The organism is Pseudarthrobacter sp. Hb11, assembly GCF_059383655.1.
In genome coordinates this window covers 64,312-78,151 of sequence record NZ_JBWZCM010000005.1, presented here as the reverse complement: position 1 = coordinate 78,151, position 13,840 = coordinate 64,312, and the positions used below count along the sequence as shown (strand labels likewise).

General features: G+C 64.5%; 12 protein-coding genes, 1 tRNA gene, 1 pseudogene and 1 riboswitch. Of the genes and pseudogenes, 4 read left to right on the top strand and 10 right to left on the bottom strand.

What is annotated here, in order from left to right:
* Positions 1–11 precede the first annotated feature (11 nt).
* On the top strand, positions 12–386 hold the full coding sequence (locus AC50X7_RS10015) for a glyoxalase superfamily protein (protein ID WP_494978862.1): 375 nt from the start codon (positions 12–14) through the stop codon (positions 384–386).
* Positions 387–570: 184 nt separating this feature from the next.
* Here AC50X7_RS10015 and AC50X7_RS10010 read toward each other — a convergent pair whose 3' ends face one another.
* Together AC50X7_RS10010 and AC50X7_RS10005 are read right to left on the bottom strand one after the other, a co-directional pair.
* A complete protein-coding gene (locus AC50X7_RS10010; protein WP_494978861.1) occupies positions 571–1,317 on the bottom strand; it encodes an aggregation-promoting factor C-terminal-like domain-containing protein in 747 nt (248 codons plus the stop codon).
* Positions 1,318–1,322: 5 nt separating this feature from the next.
* A riboswitch (cyclic di-AMP (ydaO/yuaA leader) is annotated at positions 1,323–1,483 on the bottom strand.
* Positions 1,484–1,840: 357 nt separating this feature from the next.
* Positions 1,841–2,044 (bottom strand): annotated as a pseudogene (locus tag AC50X7_RS10005) (DNA-binding response regulator); the annotation flags it as partial.
* 572 nt (positions 2,045–2,616) lie between these two features.
* Between AC50X7_RS10005 and AC50X7_RS10000 the strand changes: the two are divergent.
* Positions 2,617–3,483, top strand: a complete 867-nt coding sequence (locus tag AC50X7_RS10000) for a winged helix-turn-helix domain-containing protein (RefSeq protein ID WP_494978860.1) — start codon at positions 2,617–2,619, stop codon at positions 3,481–3,483.
* 100 nt (positions 3,484–3,583) lie between these two features.
* Positions 3,584–4,111, top strand: coding sequence for a SixA phosphatase family protein (locus tag AC50X7_RS09995; protein ID WP_494978859.1), 528 nt, complete (start codon positions 3,584–3,586; stop codon positions 4,109–4,111).
* A gap of 6 nt (positions 4,112–4,117) precedes the next feature.
* On the opposite strand, the gene AC50X7_RS09990 is transcribed toward AC50X7_RS09995, so the two are convergent.
* The 6 genes from AC50X7_RS09990 to AC50X7_RS09965 form a co-directional block, all read right to left on the bottom strand.
* Positions 4,118–4,639, bottom strand: coding sequence for a hypothetical protein (locus AC50X7_RS09990; RefSeq protein WP_494978858.1), 522 nt, complete (start codon positions 4,637–4,639; stop codon positions 4,118–4,120).
* Positions 4,640–4,656: 17 nt separating this feature from the next.
* A complete protein-coding gene (locus AC50X7_RS09985) occupies positions 4,657–5,352 on the bottom strand; it encodes a TetR/AcrR family transcriptional regulator (protein ID WP_494978857.1) in 696 nt (231 codons plus the stop codon).
* Positions 5,349–7,385 carry a YhgE/Pip family protein gene (locus AC50X7_RS09980; RefSeq protein WP_494978856.1) on the bottom strand — a complete coding sequence of 679 codons (2,037 nt, stop codon included), beginning with the start codon at positions 7,383–7,385 and terminating at the stop codon, positions 5,349–5,351. The genes AC50X7_RS09985 and AC50X7_RS09980 overlap by 4 nt, the downstream gene beginning before the upstream one ends.
* Positions 7,382–8,092, bottom strand: coding sequence for an ABC transporter ATP-binding protein (locus tag AC50X7_RS09975; protein ID WP_494978855.1), 711 nt, complete (start codon positions 8,090–8,092; stop codon positions 7,382–7,384). The genes AC50X7_RS09980 and AC50X7_RS09975 overlap by 4 nt, the downstream gene beginning before the upstream one ends.
* A 65-nt stretch (positions 8,093–8,157) precedes the next feature.
* On the bottom strand, positions 8,158–9,612 hold the full coding sequence (locus tag AC50X7_RS09970; RefSeq protein ID WP_494978854.1) for a dihydrolipoyl dehydrogenase family protein: 1,455 nt from the start codon (positions 9,610–9,612) through the stop codon (positions 8,158–8,160).
* A 175-nt stretch (positions 9,613–9,787) separates the two neighbouring features.
* A tRNA-Arg gene (locus AC50X7_RS09965) sits at positions 9,788–9,861 on the bottom strand.
* Between the two features lie 277 nt (positions 9,862–10,138).
* On the opposite strand from AC50X7_RS09965, the gene AC50X7_RS09960 reads away from it, so the two are divergent.
* On the top strand, positions 10,139–11,965 hold the full coding sequence (locus tag AC50X7_RS09960; RefSeq protein WP_494978853.1) for a phosphoenolpyruvate carboxykinase (GTP): 1,827 nt from the start codon (positions 10,139–10,141) through the stop codon (positions 11,963–11,965).
* 90 nt (positions 11,966–12,055) lie between these two features.
* On the opposite strand, the gene AC50X7_RS09955 is transcribed toward AC50X7_RS09960, so the two are convergent.
* Both AC50X7_RS09955 and AC50X7_RS09950 read right to left on the bottom strand, forming a co-directional pair.
* Positions 12,056–13,216 (bottom strand): globin domain-containing protein, encoded by a 1,161-nt coding sequence (locus tag AC50X7_RS09955; RefSeq protein ID WP_494978852.1) that lies wholly within the window; start codon positions 13,214–13,216, stop codon positions 12,056–12,058.
* A 169-nt stretch (positions 13,217–13,385) separates the two neighbouring features.
* Complete coding sequence (locus AC50X7_RS09950) at positions 13,386–13,835, bottom strand: RrF2 family transcriptional regulator (RefSeq protein ID WP_494978851.1); 450 nt, start codon at positions 13,833–13,835, stop codon at positions 13,386–13,388.
* Positions 13,836–13,840: the final 5 nt, after the last annotated feature.

Genomic DNA, 13,840 nt, shown 5'->3' with positions numbered 1-13,840 from the left:
AGCCTGTGCGGATGGACTGGAAACTGGAACTTGTGTATGTCCCTGTGTCAGACGTGGACCGCGCCAAGGATTTCTACGTCAACAAGGTGGGGTTCAATGCCGACTTCGATGAGCGGCCCACGGACTCGATCCGCTTTGTCCAGCTGACGCCGCCGGGCTCGGCCTGCTCGATCTGCATTGGGGAGGGGCTTACGGACGCACCTCCGGGCACCGGCTCCAACCTCCAGCTCGTGGTGGACGACATCTCTGCCGCGCACCAGCATCTGAAAAACAACGGGGTAGACGTCAGTGACGTCGACATACAGGACTGGGGCCACTTTGTGTACTTCGCCGATCCCGACGGCAACAGGTGGGCCGTCCAGTACATCCCCGGCCGCGGCGCCTGACCTGCTGCGACGGCCAGGTCATTTCTTTCCGGCTTGAGGTCTGCAACCATCTTGGCAATCCGCCGCGAGGGGTTCCCGCAGTTTTGGCTTCGCCCCGCGGTCATGGTGCACAATACGCCGGGCGGCCCGCCCCTCTACGAGGTGCGGGCCGCGCCGGCTGACGTGTCCTGTGGAACCGGTGGGCTTAGTACCAGTTGTTCGACAGGTGGAAGTTCAGCGCACCACACGGGGACTGGTAGCGCTCCTGGATGTAGTCCAGGCCCCAGTTGATCTGGGTGCGGTAGTTGGTGCGGTAGTCCGCGCCGGCGCTGGCCATCTTCTCGGCGGGCAGGGACTGGACGATGCCGTAGGCGCCGCTGCTCGGGTTGGTGGCCGTGGTGGTCCAGTCCGATTCCTTGGTCCACAGTGTCTTCAGGCACTGCATCTGGTCAGGAGCCCAACCGTAGCTTCCCAGCTTGCTAGCGGCATAAGCCTGGGCGCCGGCGGGATCATTGACCGCGACGACGGGGGCAGGCTTAGGTGCGGGGGCAGGCTTGGGTGCCGGTGCACGTTTCGGGGCAGGTTTTGGTGCCGGCGCAGGCTTGGGAGCGGGTGCCGGTGCGGCTTTCGGAGCCGGTGCGGGCTCGGCCGCCTGCGGAACCACATTGATTTTCGGCAGGGCTGGGGCAGCAGACTCCGGCGCGGGATTCGCCGTGATCTCGCTCTTCTCGATGCTGAGGCTGGATTGCGCCTCGGCGGCCTGCGTCTCGGTGGCTGCTACGCGGATGCTGGTTTCCGTAGCCTGCCCTGCAGCGCCCGCCCCAATTAGGAGTGCGCATGACGCGGCCACCACGGCGGCGCGCTTGCCGAAGGAAGGGATTTTGCCGGTTTCCGGTGCGGCCTGCGGTGCAGACTCGTTTTTCGGGCGTGGCTGTGCCAGGAACTTGAACATAATGAATCGCCTCTCACACCTGCGGAGTTAGCTGTCGGGTTCGGATGAGGGCATCCGGCCAGACGGAAGGATCACGTGCTGGCTTAACCCCAAGGGCAATCAGTGCCCGGGACGGTGGGTCCCCCGCCTCTGCCTTGGTTCAAGAGGAATCCGGGAAGTGGCAGAGCTTGGCGTCATCCGGATATACGGCCCGAACGGGAACCGTACCTAATCGACGGTACAGGAATTACCAGCACAAGTCACATTTTGGTAACAGAGATCACGACGACGGCGCGTCGCCTTGCCGAAAGGGTCACAGGATCAGCAGTTGCAGGGCAGGTTCAGCGCGCAGTGGCTGTGACGTCACCGTTACCCTTCCTCCGGGGGCCTTCACGATGGACAGCCCGAGACAGCCTCCGCGGTGGTTCCGGCCGAGGTTTGTTTCCGCGCGTTCGACAACAGATTCATCAGCAACCTGGCGCAGCTGCGAAGGATCGCCGTTGACCACAACGGGCTCGTCCGGAAGCTGCAGCCGCCAGTTATGCCCGGGCACCATCACCTTTTCGTCACTGACGCTTTCGATGGGCAGCCACTTTGCACCGTCGGGGCGACCGTCCGCAGCCACCGCCACCGACCAGCCGGCCACGCGCAGGCCCATGCTGATCAGCTCGGACAGGCTTGGCTCGTCGTCAACCACCAGGGCGCGGATGGGGGATCCGTCCGGGTGGGAGGGCTGGGGGCGATCGATCGGTTAGCCGCGGCTATGGGGTTCCTGTGCCTCTCGGTCTGGTTGTTCCTGAGGCGGAGGACGAGGCATTTTTACTGTCCAAGCCCCAGTGCCGCTGGACAGAAGACCCCGCACGGCTGGGCGATTTCGGCATTCCCAGTGCATCTGAAGAAAAAGCTCGTTGACGGGGGCGGGCCCGAATTATGTTCAGCTTCGGCAGCCCGGGGGACAGAAAACCGGGGAAATGATCAGCAATCCGACCATTCGTCAGAATCGTGATCTGCAGCACATTAAGCGCTTTTGTCTCAATATGCGGACCGGAGCGTCCATTGTTACTTGCAAGTTAGCATTGTTACGCTGCACACTTCCATTGTGAACAAGAACTCAACAGCACCTGCAGCCGCAGACTATTGGCCCAGCACATCAGGTGCTGCCGACATGCGCTGTTGTCGAATGTACGCCTGATCTTCCCACCCCTTGAAGTTCGTAGGCATACGCCCCCAGCCCAGCGTCGGGCGTCCCTCCCCAATCCATTGCGGGGAACCCAGCATTCGAGCCGCGATGACGGCCATTCACATTGAGGTAAGCAATCCATGTCAGTTGCATCCGGATACGTCCACATTTCTGTCCGTAACGCCGCCAAGGGTGGCCAGTCGTCCGGCCTCCGCCCCGGCTTTGGACCGCGCACGTCGCTCGCTCCCGCAACTTCGGGAAGCAGCTTCCCCGGCCCTGGATACGGCCCCCAGGGCTACAACCCCAACTCCTACGGCCAGCTCCGTGCCGTCCCGCCGGCAGAGTCCGCGCCGGTCACCGCTCCCACCCCTGTAGTGGCCGGGCCGAACCCGGTCCGCCCAGTGGCCAACGACAACGTTGCGCGTGGATTCGTTCTGTACATGGGAATCGATGAGGAAACTGCGGCAGCCGCAGGTACTTCCATCGCCAAGCTCGCCCAGGAAATCCGCGCCTACGCCCAGTCCCTGGTTACCGGAGCCGAGAGCTACGCCGCTGTCGCCGTCGCCCCGGCCGGCACCCCCGGCTCAGCCCTCGACGTCGTCCGCTCGACTTTCGGTGACCCTACGGTCAACACCCGTCAGCGCACCGAAACCCCCCGGCCGCAGCAGCCCCAGGAACCGCGTCCCTCCGGCGTCCTGATCGACCTCGCCCGCCGCGAAGTGCACCTTGATGGTGAATCCCTGAACCTGACGTTCAAGGAGTTCGAGCTCCTGAACTACCTGGTGGAAAACGGCACCCGCACCGTGGGCCGGGACGAACTGCTCGAAGGCCTGTGGCGGAACGCCGAAGAAGTACCCAACGAGCGCACCATCGATGTCCACATCCGCCGCCTCCGCTCCAAGCTCGGCCGCCTCGCCAACACCGTGCGCACCGTCCGCGGCCAGGGCTACCGGTTCTACGAGCACCCGGAGGTTGTTGTCTGGGCCGCTCCGGAATACTCGATCTAACCCTTACTGTTTGACGCCTTAGGTCGGCACCTGTCTACTTGGCCCTTCCAAGCATTAGCCCCTGCGGCTAAGGGGTTGAGGCTGGCATTAGGCTTGGGCCATGAGCCAGCACCATCTTCGACGCCTTGTGATCATGCGGCATGCCAAGGCCGACTGGCCTGGTGGTGTAGCGGATCATGAACGGCCGCTGGAGGAGCGGGGCCATCGGGAGGCGCCGCTTGCCGGTCGCTGGCTGCTTAAGCACAACGTTGTTCCGGACTTCATCCTGTGCTCAAGTGCCCTGCGGACGCGCCAGACCTGCACTTGGGTGTGTTCCGAACTGGGGGACAAAGCGCCTACGCCCAAACTCGAGGACGGGCTTTATGCGGCGTCGGCCCTTCGTATGCTTACGGTGGTCAACCACGTGCCGGATACGGTGACAACGCTGATGCTGATCGCGCACTTGCCGGGGGTGCAGGACCTTGCCATGCACCTTGCCTCCCGTGATTCCGACCATGACGCCTACATGGATGCCGCCACGAGGTACCCCACCAACGCGCTCACCGTCCTCGAAACGGAGAAGTCCTGGGCGGAGTTGGACGGGCAGGATGCACGGATCACGAGGTTCAAGGTGCCGCGGTCCCACTAAGGCGGTTTATTTCCTCGGAGCGGGACGGCGCACCGGCTGCTTCACCGCACCTTGCCGGGCGGCGTTCTGTCGCGCACCCTGCCTAGCGGCAGTGCCGCCGCGGGGAGTGGTCCTGACGCCAGCAGCCCGGGCTTGTTGAGCGCTGCGCCGGCGCCCCGGCCACAGGGCGCCCGTGAACAGTGCCCCCAGCGCCGTCAGCAGGGAGAGCGCCGCAAGGAAGAAGTAGTTGTCCGGATCCGAGGTGGGCAGCGGGGTGCCGAATAGCGAGGTCTGATCGGCGAAGGCCAGTTCCCAGGTGCTCAGGAAAGCGATCGATCCCGCCAGAGCCAGGCTCGTGGATAAGCCAGCGACGGCGAGCATCAAGAAGCGACGGCGGCGGAGTATCTCCATAAGGCAGGCGAGGCAGGCGAGACCGAGGACGCCGAGGAAGGCGATGAACACTGGCTCCGCCAGCGTCATGCCCGTCAGGACCAGCAGCCCCGCAGCCACAATGCCTGCGACGACCGCAAACTTTCCGCTGTTCCCCATGTGACGCATGTTCACCATCATCCCCGAGGAGGGGATTGCTTCAGCACGTAGCCGCGCATGATGGCCATGATTGCTGCAACACTTTGGTCACGCGTGCGCTCCGGGTTGTAAGTCTGCCGGTCAAGCCCCACCACGAAGCACGCGCCAAAAATTGCTGTTTCCAGGCTCCCCCGCGAAACGGACCGATCCACCGGGTAGGCCTTGGCGACGCTTTCCACCGCGTCACCGATGACCGCCAGGAGCTCGGCGCGCAGGAGCGTGAACGTCCCCTGCCACTCGCTCGGGGTACGCCAGTTCTCGCTGACCCAGAGCCGGGCGAAGGAGGGGTATTCAGCCATGAAGTCCATGGCCTGGCCGATCATTGCCTCCATTGCCAGCAAGGGGTCTTTGCGGGTGCCTCCGTCTGCTGCCCCGCCCTCGGGCAAAGCTCGGTCTGGCGCCGCAAGGAGGCGCGCCTTGAGGATATCCACGCCATGGCGCAGCAGCTGGGCGATGAGGTCCGATTTGCTGCCAAAGTTGTAGTAGACGGTTCCCTTGGAGACGCCCGCCGCAGCTGCGATCTCGTCAACGGTCACTCCGGCTGCGCCGCGCTCACCGATCAGCTCCATGGAAGCGTCAAAAAGCTTCTGCCGGGTTGCAGTAGTCCGGGCAGGACGCAGTTTTCTGTCCGGCTCCGGGTCCTCCCTCCCTGGCTCGGAATCCCGGGAGCTCATACTGCTATCTCCGGTTTCAGCGTCTTGAGCGTCCAGTATTTGCCCTTGCGCACGGCGAGGGTGGACATCACCAGCCCCAGTGCTGTGTACCCCGCAAGTCCCAGCACGGTTGGAACAATCATCGACAGGTCAGCTCCGTAAATTAGGTGCCGCATTCCAGTGACCACGTACCCCATGGGCAGGATTTCGTGCACCACGTGGAGGGGCTGTGGTGTGGTCTGCCAGGGGAAAGTACCGCCGGAGGACACCAGCTGCAGGACCAAAAGGATCAGCACCACAAGTTTGCCCGTGGAGCCCAGCAGCGCCACGGTGCCCTGGATGATGGCGCTGAAGCCCGTGGCCGCAGCCAGCATAAAGAGCCACATCAGGACCGGATGGGCGGGGTCGAGGTTCAGTGCGAGGTTGACCACCAGGGTGAGGAGGGTGGCCTGCACCGCCGAGACGGCCAGGAAGGGCAGCCAGCCGCCAAGGGCGATTTTCCAGGAACGGGCGTTGGAGGCCAGTGCGCGCTGGGTGAGGGGCCGCATGGCCTGGATCAGCATAAAAATGCCGATCCACAGGGCGAGGGTTAGGAAAAACGGTGCAAGCCCGGCCCCATAGGATCCCGCCTTCGCCTGGGAGACGTTGCTGACGGCCACGGGGTCGGCGATAACGCGGGACAGGTTGCTCTTTTGGGCGTCGTCCGGGTTGGGCACCTGTCCTGCACCCTTGCCGATCTCGTCGGCCAGGGTCCTGGAACCGTCTGCGGCCGAGCCCGCGCCTTCCTCGAGCTGTGCTGCACCAGCGTCGAGCCTGCGCGCTCCCTCCGCCACTGCGCCGGCGCCGTCCACTGCCGACTGCTCCCCGGTGGCCAGCGTCGCGGCGCCGGTGTGGAGCTGGTCAGCACCACCGGAGGCCTCGGCGATGGCATCTCTCAGCGCGGGGGTGCCGGCGGCCAGTTCCGCCGCACCTACGCTGACGGCCTCGGCGCCGTCTGCCAGCTGCTGGATCTGTGCAACGTCTGTCTGGATTTTCGTTTTGGCTGCCGCCACCGGGCTGGAGGCGGCCACCGAGTCGAAGTCGGCCAGGATGCTGTCAGCCTGCGCCTGGGTGAGGACCCCGGAAGCAATCAGCCTGTTGTTTGACTCCACCACGCGGGCGCGAAGTCCCTGGTCGGCCGCCTCCAGCTGGGCGGCCACGTCCTGGACCTTGGTGTTCAGCTGCGCGTTTCCGGCGGCCACCTGCGCGGCACCCGTTGCCAGTGTCCGGGAGTCGCCGGGCAACGTTGCCGTCTTGTTTTTCAAAACGGAGAGTCCGGTGCTCAACTGGCCGGCGCCATCGGTCAGCTGGTTGGCCCCATCGCGCAGTTTGAGCTGACCCGCGTACAGCTCACCGGCTCCGCTGCTCAGGCCGGCCGTTCCCTCGTGAAGGGTGGCAGAGCCGTCGCGGAGGGCCGCCACTCCGTGGGCGAGTTGGCCGGCGCCGTCTGCCGCCTTGACCATCTGCGTGTGGATGCTGCCGAAGCCCGTGAGCAGCCGGTTGGCTGTTTCTTCTCCAACGTCGGCGGCGACGGTGCTGTGCACGGAGGTGGTCAACTTGTCCACGATGGTGCTCAGCAGGTAGTTGTTGGCGTCATTGGTGGTGACGTTGAGCATGGCCTGGCTGGCGGAATCAAAGCTGCCGGGGGATATGAGGTGGGCGGAAAAGTCCTGCGGTATCTTCAGTGCGAAGGCGTACTTTCCGCTGGCGACGCCCTCGTCCGCCTTTTTCCCGCCCGCCACGGGAATCCAGTGGAAGACATTGCCGTCCATTAGGCTGTCGGCCACTTCCCTGCCCGCCTGGAGTTCCGACCCGTCGCTGGCGGTGGCACCGGCGTCCTCCATCACCAGCGCGGCGTCGATCTGGTCCAGGTTGCCGTACGGGTCCCAGTTGGCATAGAGGTATACGGCGCCATACAGCAGGGGGACCAACGTCAGCGCGAGGATGGTCAGCTTCGGCAGCAGCCCACCGGTCATCCGCTTGAGTTCGGAGCGGGCCAGCCGCAGTACTGTCACTTGGCATCCTCACGTTCGAGGGCGGCTTCAGTAGTACCCCCGTGGCTTTCCGTCTCGGCTTCCGACTCGGATGGGAGCCCGCGGGGCACCGCATTGCCGATCGCCACGACGGGCCCGGACCACGACGACGGCGGGGCAGCTACCGTAGCGACGACCGCGAGCGGACGGCCTGTGTCGGACGCCAGCTCGTGAAGGCGGGGCAACCAACTGCCTGAGCCGGCGCTGTGCCGGTCGGGGGAGTCAACCACCAGCAAGTCCGTATGCGGGTTGGCCAGCGCCAGCGCCGTCAGGAGTTCCAGCCGGCGGGAAGGAGCAAGCTGCTCGGTCCACAGGTCCGCGATGTCCTCAAAGCTGTTCACCTTCAGCCACGGACTGCTGAGCAGTGCGCCCCGGTAGCGGCGGGGGATCAGGGCCAGGTCCTCCGTCACCAGGTCGCGCACGCTCAGGTGCCGCTCGGGCTCATTAACGCCCGGGGCATCCACCAGTGCGCTCGCCATGCGGAGCTGTCTAATCCCGCCGCTGCCGTCCCAGCTGATGTAGCCCTTACCGGCTTTCATCCTGCCGCTGATCACCAGGGCCAATGCCGTGCGATGGTCCTGCCGTTCCCCGGAAACGAGGGTCAGCTCCCCGCGGCTGGCCTGGAGGGACGTCGCCGGGAGCAAGGGGTCCCGGCGGCCGTGGACGTGGAGCTGCTGAGCTAGGAGCAATGGGGCCTTTCGCGAACTTGTTCAGCACCCATTCTAATCAAACTGACCGGTCAGTTCAAATAGTCCTACAGCCCGTACTTTTCTAGGAGCCGCAACCAGACCTCGCTGACGGTGGGGTAGGAAGGGACTGCATGCCACAGCCGGTCCAGCGGCACTTCGCCCACCACCGCGATGGTGGCTGCGTGCAGCAGTTCCGCTACATCCGGCCCGGCGAAGGTCGCGCCCAGGAGAACTTTGCGGTCCTCGTCTATGACCAGTTGCGCCCACCCCTCGTAATGCTCGGAATGCAGCGAGGACCCCGCCACCTGGATAGGCAGGTCCACGGAAGAAGCGTTATAGCCGTCCTTTTGTGCAGTTTCCAAAGTGCGTCCGACCGCGGCGAGTTCCGGGTCGGTGAAGACAACACTGGGTACTGCGTGCTCGTTGGCAGTCTGCGCGAAGCGGCTCCAGTCGTGGACTGCGCCTTCCAATTCCCCCTTGGCCCGGGCGGCGATGGCGTCTCCCGTGGCGCGGGCTTCGTACTTCCCCTGGTGGGTAAACAGGTTCTTTCCGGCGGCGTCGCCTACTGCGTAGAGCCATGACTCGCCGCCGGGGACTCCTTCCACCAGCCCCGAGTTGTCAACCCTCAGGGCGAGGTGCCCTGCCTCATTCGGTTCGAGTCCCAGGCTCTCCAGCCCCAAGCCTTCCAAGGCCGGGTGGCGCCCTGCGGCCACCAGGACCTTTTCGGCGGTAACGCTGGAACCGTCACCAAGTTGCAGGCTCAGTGTCCCGTCGTCGTTCTCGCGGATGCTTTCCGCAGACGTGCTGAGCCGGATCTCTACGCCGTCGGCACGCAGCCCGGCCGCGACCAGGCCTGCTGCTTCCGCCGGGAATTTCCCGAGCAGCCCGCTCCGTGCCACGAGCGTTACTGTTGAACCCAACCGTGCGTAGGCCTGGGCCAGTTCTGTCCCGGCTACGCCGCCACCCAGCACTGCCAGCCGCGGCGGCACTTCCTTGGCCGAGGTTGCCTCCCGTGTGCCCCACACCTGCACGTCCTGAAGCCCCTTGACGGGGGGAGTGTTGGGCGCTGAACCGGTGGCCAGCACCACCGCATGACGGGCCTGAAGCTGGTAGGAGTTGCCGTCGAGGCCCGCGACTTCAACCGACTTCGGCGCAGTCAGCCATGCATGGCCGCGGATCAGTTCGATGCCGGTGTCCTCCACCCACTTGACCTGGCCGTCATCCTGCCAGTTGGATGCGAGGGCGTCCCGGCGCCTCAGGACGGCTGCAGCGTCAAGGGTCCGTGTGACTGCTTCCTTGGCTCCCGGGGCGGTCTGCGCTCCGTGGAGGGCGGCGCCGGGGCGGAGCAGGGCTTTCGACGGCATGCATGCCCAGTAGGAGCACTCGCCGCCCACGAGTTCCGCTTCCACCAACACGGCGGTAAGGCCGCCCTGCACCACCCGGTCCGCTACGTTTTCCCCCACGGCGCCTGCGCCTATCACTACAACATCAAATTCACGCGAAATTGCCTCGGGCATCATGGGGAAAGCCTACGCCGGGGATCTGAGGCCGGGGCTGCATTGGGAAAGGACCGCAGTTGCCGGTTTGCGTAACTTTTGATGGCGGCCGGGCTGCGGACCCTGGGGCGCGGGTGCCAAGCAGCGGCCGGCACAACGCAAAAGGTCCGCACCAGCGAACCGGTGCGGACCTTATCTGTGCGCCCAAAGGGATTCGAACCCCTGACCTTCTGTTCCGTAGACAGACGCTCTATCCAGCTGAGCTATGGGCGCATCTTGTGTCCCGGGCGAAGAACCGCTCTCCCTGAACCTCGAATTACTTTACGCGAGGTTTGGCCGCGATGCCAAATCGGACGGAGTGTAATCTCGGCAACTAGACCGGTATAGGTGACCTTCGTCACTTTATTGTACGATTTGAATCTGAAATTCCTTGAATTCGCGCGGAAAGGCATTTTGACGGTGCCAAATGCTCAGCATACGTCCAAAAAACTCACGTGGTCCGGACCATAGCATTTAGCACACACCGATGAACCCGAGGAAGGGAACCGAAATGGGCGATCTGGCGCAGAAGCCGCTGCTTGACAACGCACCCACCACACATGCCGGTCTGCTGGCATGGGTCGAAGAGGTTGCTGAGCTTACGCAGCCGGACCGCATCTACTGGGTGGACGGCTCGGAAGAGGAGAACACCCGCCTGACGGACGAGTTGGTGGCGGCAGGAACACTGACCCGGCTGAACCAGGAACTGTTCCCCAACTCGTTCGCGGCATTCTCCGATCCGGCCGACGTGGCCCGCGTGGAGGAGCAGACCTTTATTTGCTCCGAGAAGGAGCATGACGCGGGCTTCACCAACAACTGGATGGCGCCGGCAGAAATGAAGGACAAGCTTCGCGGCCTGTTCGCCGGATCCATGCGCGGCCGGACCATGTACGTCATTCCGTTCGTTATGGGCCACCTCGACGCCGAGGACCCCAAGTTCGGCGTCGAAATCACCGACAGCGCGTACGTTGTCGCCTCGATGCGCATCATGGCCCGCATCGGCACCGACGTCCTGAACCGCATCACTGAAACGAATGCGTTCTACGTCCCCGCCCTGCACTCCCTGGGCGCGCCGCTGGAGCCCGGCCAGGCTGATGTCCCCTGGCCCTGCAACCCGGACAAGTGGATTGTCCACTTCCCCGAGGAGCGGTCCATCTGGTCCTTCGGCTCGGGTTACGGCGGAAACGCGCTGCTGGGCAAGAAGTGCTACGCCCTGCGCATCGCCTCTGTCATGGCACGCGATGAAGGCTGGCTGGCCGAGCACATGCTGATCCTCAAGCTCACCTCGCCCGAACAGAAGACGTACTACGTCTCCGCTGCCTTCCCGTCCGCCTGCGGCAAGACCAACCTCGCCCTCCTTGACCCCACCATCAAGGGCTGGAAGGTCGAAACCCTCGGCGACGACATCACCTGGATGCGGTTCGGCAAGGAAGGCGAACTGCGCGCCGTCAACCCCGAAGCAGGCCTTTTCGGCGTAGCCCCGGGCACGGGCTGGGGCACCAACCCCAACGCCATGCGCGCCATCGCCAAGGGCAACAGCATCTTCACCAACGTGGCGCTGACCGACGACGGCGGTGTTTGGTGGGAGGGCATGACGGACGAGGTGCCTGCGCACCTTACCGACTGGCAGGGCAACTCCTGGACCCCGGACTCGGATAAGCCCGCCGCACACCCCAACTCCCGTTTCTGCACGCCGATCGACCAGATCGACATGCTCGCCGAGGAGTACCACAGCCCCAACGGCGTGGAGCTTTCCGCCATCCTGTTCGGCGGCCGGCGCAAGACCACCATTCCGCTGGTCACCGAAGCCCGCAGCTGGTCAAACGGCATCTTTATGGGCGCAACCCTGTCCTCGGAAACCACTGCAGCCGCAGCAGGTGCTGTCGGAGTGGTGCGCCGCGACCCCATGGCCATGCTGCCCTTCATCGGCTACGACGCAGGCGACTACCTGAACCACTGGGTTAACCTCTCGGCCAAGGCCAACCCCGAGCGGCTGCCCAAGATCTTCCTGGTCAACTGGTTCCGCCGCAACTCCGAGGGCGGCTTCGCCTGGCCCGGCTTTGGCGACAACGCCCGCGTCCTCAAATGGGCCATCGAGCGCCTCGAGGGCAAAGCGGAAGCCGTGGAGACCCCCATCGGTTTCGTGCCCACCGGCGACGCGATCGACCTCGAAGGCCTGGACATGACCCCCGCCCAGGTGGAGGAAGCAGTTAAGGTGGACCCGGCGGAATGGTCCAAGGAGCTCGCCTCCATCGAAGAATGGTTCGCCAACTTCGGCGGCTCCCTGCCAAATGCGCTGCAGTCGGAGCTCACCAGCCTGAAGTCCCGTCTGGGCTGAGCCCAACCGACCGGGACAACGGCGTCCTGAAGTACGACGACGGCCCCGCACCTTTCCAGCGAAAGGTGCGGGGCCGTCGTCGTCCTAACCTCAGGAGGCGAGCCATATGTCAGGACCGAAGACCTCGTAATGAATCCGGGTGGCCGGGATGCCGGCGTTGATTGCCTCGTTGCGGATGGTTTTCATAAACGGCAACGGGCCGCAGAGGTACAGGGACGCGTCGGCGGGAAGGTCCACTTCGCGCAGGGACATAAACCCTTCCTTGGCCCCGGCCTGAGGCTGTTCCAGCCACAACTGCAGCTCGGCACCGTCCAGGCGACGCACGTCGTCCGTCATCTGGCTGCGCAGCGCCCAGCTGTCCAAGGTGCTCTCTGCGTGAAGCACCAGCACCTGCCGCCCGGATCCGGACTCCGCCAGTGACCGCAGGATGGACGCGGTGGGAGTACACCCGATGCCTGCGGAAGCCAAAACCACCGGGCCGTCGCCGTCCTTGAGGGTGATCTCACCGTACGGATTGGAGATCTCGAGGATATCCCCCACCTGCACGCTGGTATGAAGGACAGGGGATACCTCTCCGCCGTCGTCCAGTTTTGTGGTGAAGCTGCGGTTGGTCCCGGCCTCGCCGGACAGGGAGTACTGGCGCACCTGGCGTAGGCCTTCCGGCAGGACCACCTTCACGCTGATGTACTGGCCCGGGAGCGCCGGCGTCACCGGGGTCTCGTCAGCGGGCTCAAGGGTGAAGGTCATGGAGCCGGCGCCGGCGGGAGTTTTAGCAGCAATCCGCCACGGCATCCACATTTTGCCGTTGGCCTGGCCTGCGTACAGTGCCTTCTCGAGTTTGATCAATGCGTCCGCCATGAGCCAATACACCTCGGTCCATGCCTCCGCGATTTCCGGTGTGATGACTTCTGCCAGGTCTTCGGCGATGGCCGCGAACAGGTGCTCATAGACCACCCGGTACTGCGGTTCGGTGATGCCCAGGGAGGCGTGCCGGTGGGCGATGCGCGAGAGCACGGTCTCGGGTAGGGTGCCCGGGTTGTTGATGAGGTGCGTGGCGAAGGCCCCAATGCTGCCGGCCAGCGCCTGCTGCTGGTTGCCTGAGCGCTGGTTGGAGCGGCTGAACAGGCCGTCCAGGAGTTCGGGATGCGCGGCGAAGAGCCGTTGATAGAACTTCGGGGTAATTTGGCCGATGCGCGACCCGACCAGCGGCAGCGTCGCCTCGATGACAGGGCGGGATTTGTCCGAGAGCATAGGAACTCCTGAGGTAGCGACCGGGGCCTTCGTCCGGCCTTGATAAATACTGGCATCTGGAATACCTGTATTCATTCCTAGTTCTACACGCCGTAGAAATTAGGACCAAATCGCGCGTGAAACACTGCAGGGGGTGCCGTAACGCGGGGAGGACGTTTCCGGCAGGAGCCTAGATCCCCGGCCGCAGTCCGATCATTTCGAACACCGGGGCCATCTGCCGGGACGCGGGAAGATCGGCGATGACCACGCCATCGAGTTCGCGGTAAAACGCCTCACGCGCCCGCGAGAGGGCGGACCTGAGCTTGCACTCGTTGATCAGCGGGCAGTTGCCGCTCGGGGCAACGCACTCTGCAGCGTCGGCGCGGGTATCGAGTTGGCGGAGGATCTGCCCCACGGTGGCAAGCCGGCCGGCGTGGCTCAGCCTGGAACCACCGGTCCGGCCGCGCTCCACCTCAATCAGCCCCAGGTTCCGCAGTTTCGCCATTGCCTTGCTGACATGGTTGTACGGGGTTCCAACGGTGTCCGCGATGTTCTGCGTGGTCAGCAGGGTGCCGCCAGGAACGGCTGCAAGCACCATCAGGGCCCGCAGGCTCACATCAGCAAAAGCGTTGATCTTCATGGCCC

Excerpts from the sequence above, each read along its gene's own strand:
- AC50X7_RS10015 (WP_494978862.1), top strand. The coding sequence starts at position 12 with ATGGACTGGAAACTGGAACTTGTGTATGTCCCTGTGTCAGACGTGGAC.
- AC50X7_RS10010 (WP_494978861.1), bottom strand. The coding sequence starts at position 1,317 with ATGTTCAAGTTCCTGGCACAGCCACGCCCGAAAAACGAGTCTGCACCG.
- AC50X7_RS10000 (WP_494978860.1), top strand. The coding sequence starts at position 2,617 with ATGTCAGTTGCATCCGGATACGTCCACATTTCTGTCCGTAACGCCGCC.
- AC50X7_RS09995 (WP_494978859.1), top strand. The coding sequence starts at position 3,584 with ATGAGCCAGCACCATCTTCGACGCCTTGTGATCATGCGGCATGCCAAG.
- AC50X7_RS09990 (WP_494978858.1), bottom strand. The coding sequence starts at position 4,639 with ATGGGGAACAGCGGAAAGTTTGCGGTCGTCGCAGGCATTGTGGCTGCG.
- AC50X7_RS09985 (WP_494978857.1), bottom strand. The coding sequence starts at position 5,352 with ATGAGCTCCCGGGATTCCGAGCCAGGGAGGGAGGACCCGGAGCCGGAC.
- AC50X7_RS09970 (WP_494978854.1), bottom strand. The coding sequence starts at position 9,612 with ATGATGCCCGAGGCAATTTCGCGTGAATTTGATGTTGTAGTGATAGGC.
- AC50X7_RS09960 (WP_494978853.1), top strand. The coding sequence starts at position 10,139 with ATGGGCGATCTGGCGCAGAAGCCGCTGCTTGACAACGCACCCACCACA.
- AC50X7_RS09955 (WP_494978852.1), bottom strand. The coding sequence starts at position 13,216 with ATGCTCTCGGACAAATCCCGCCCTGTCATCGAGGCGACGCTGCCGCTG.
- AC50X7_RS09950 (WP_494978851.1), bottom strand. The coding sequence starts at position 13,835 with ATGAAGATCAACGCTTTTGCTGATGTGAGCCTGCGGGCCCTGATGGTG.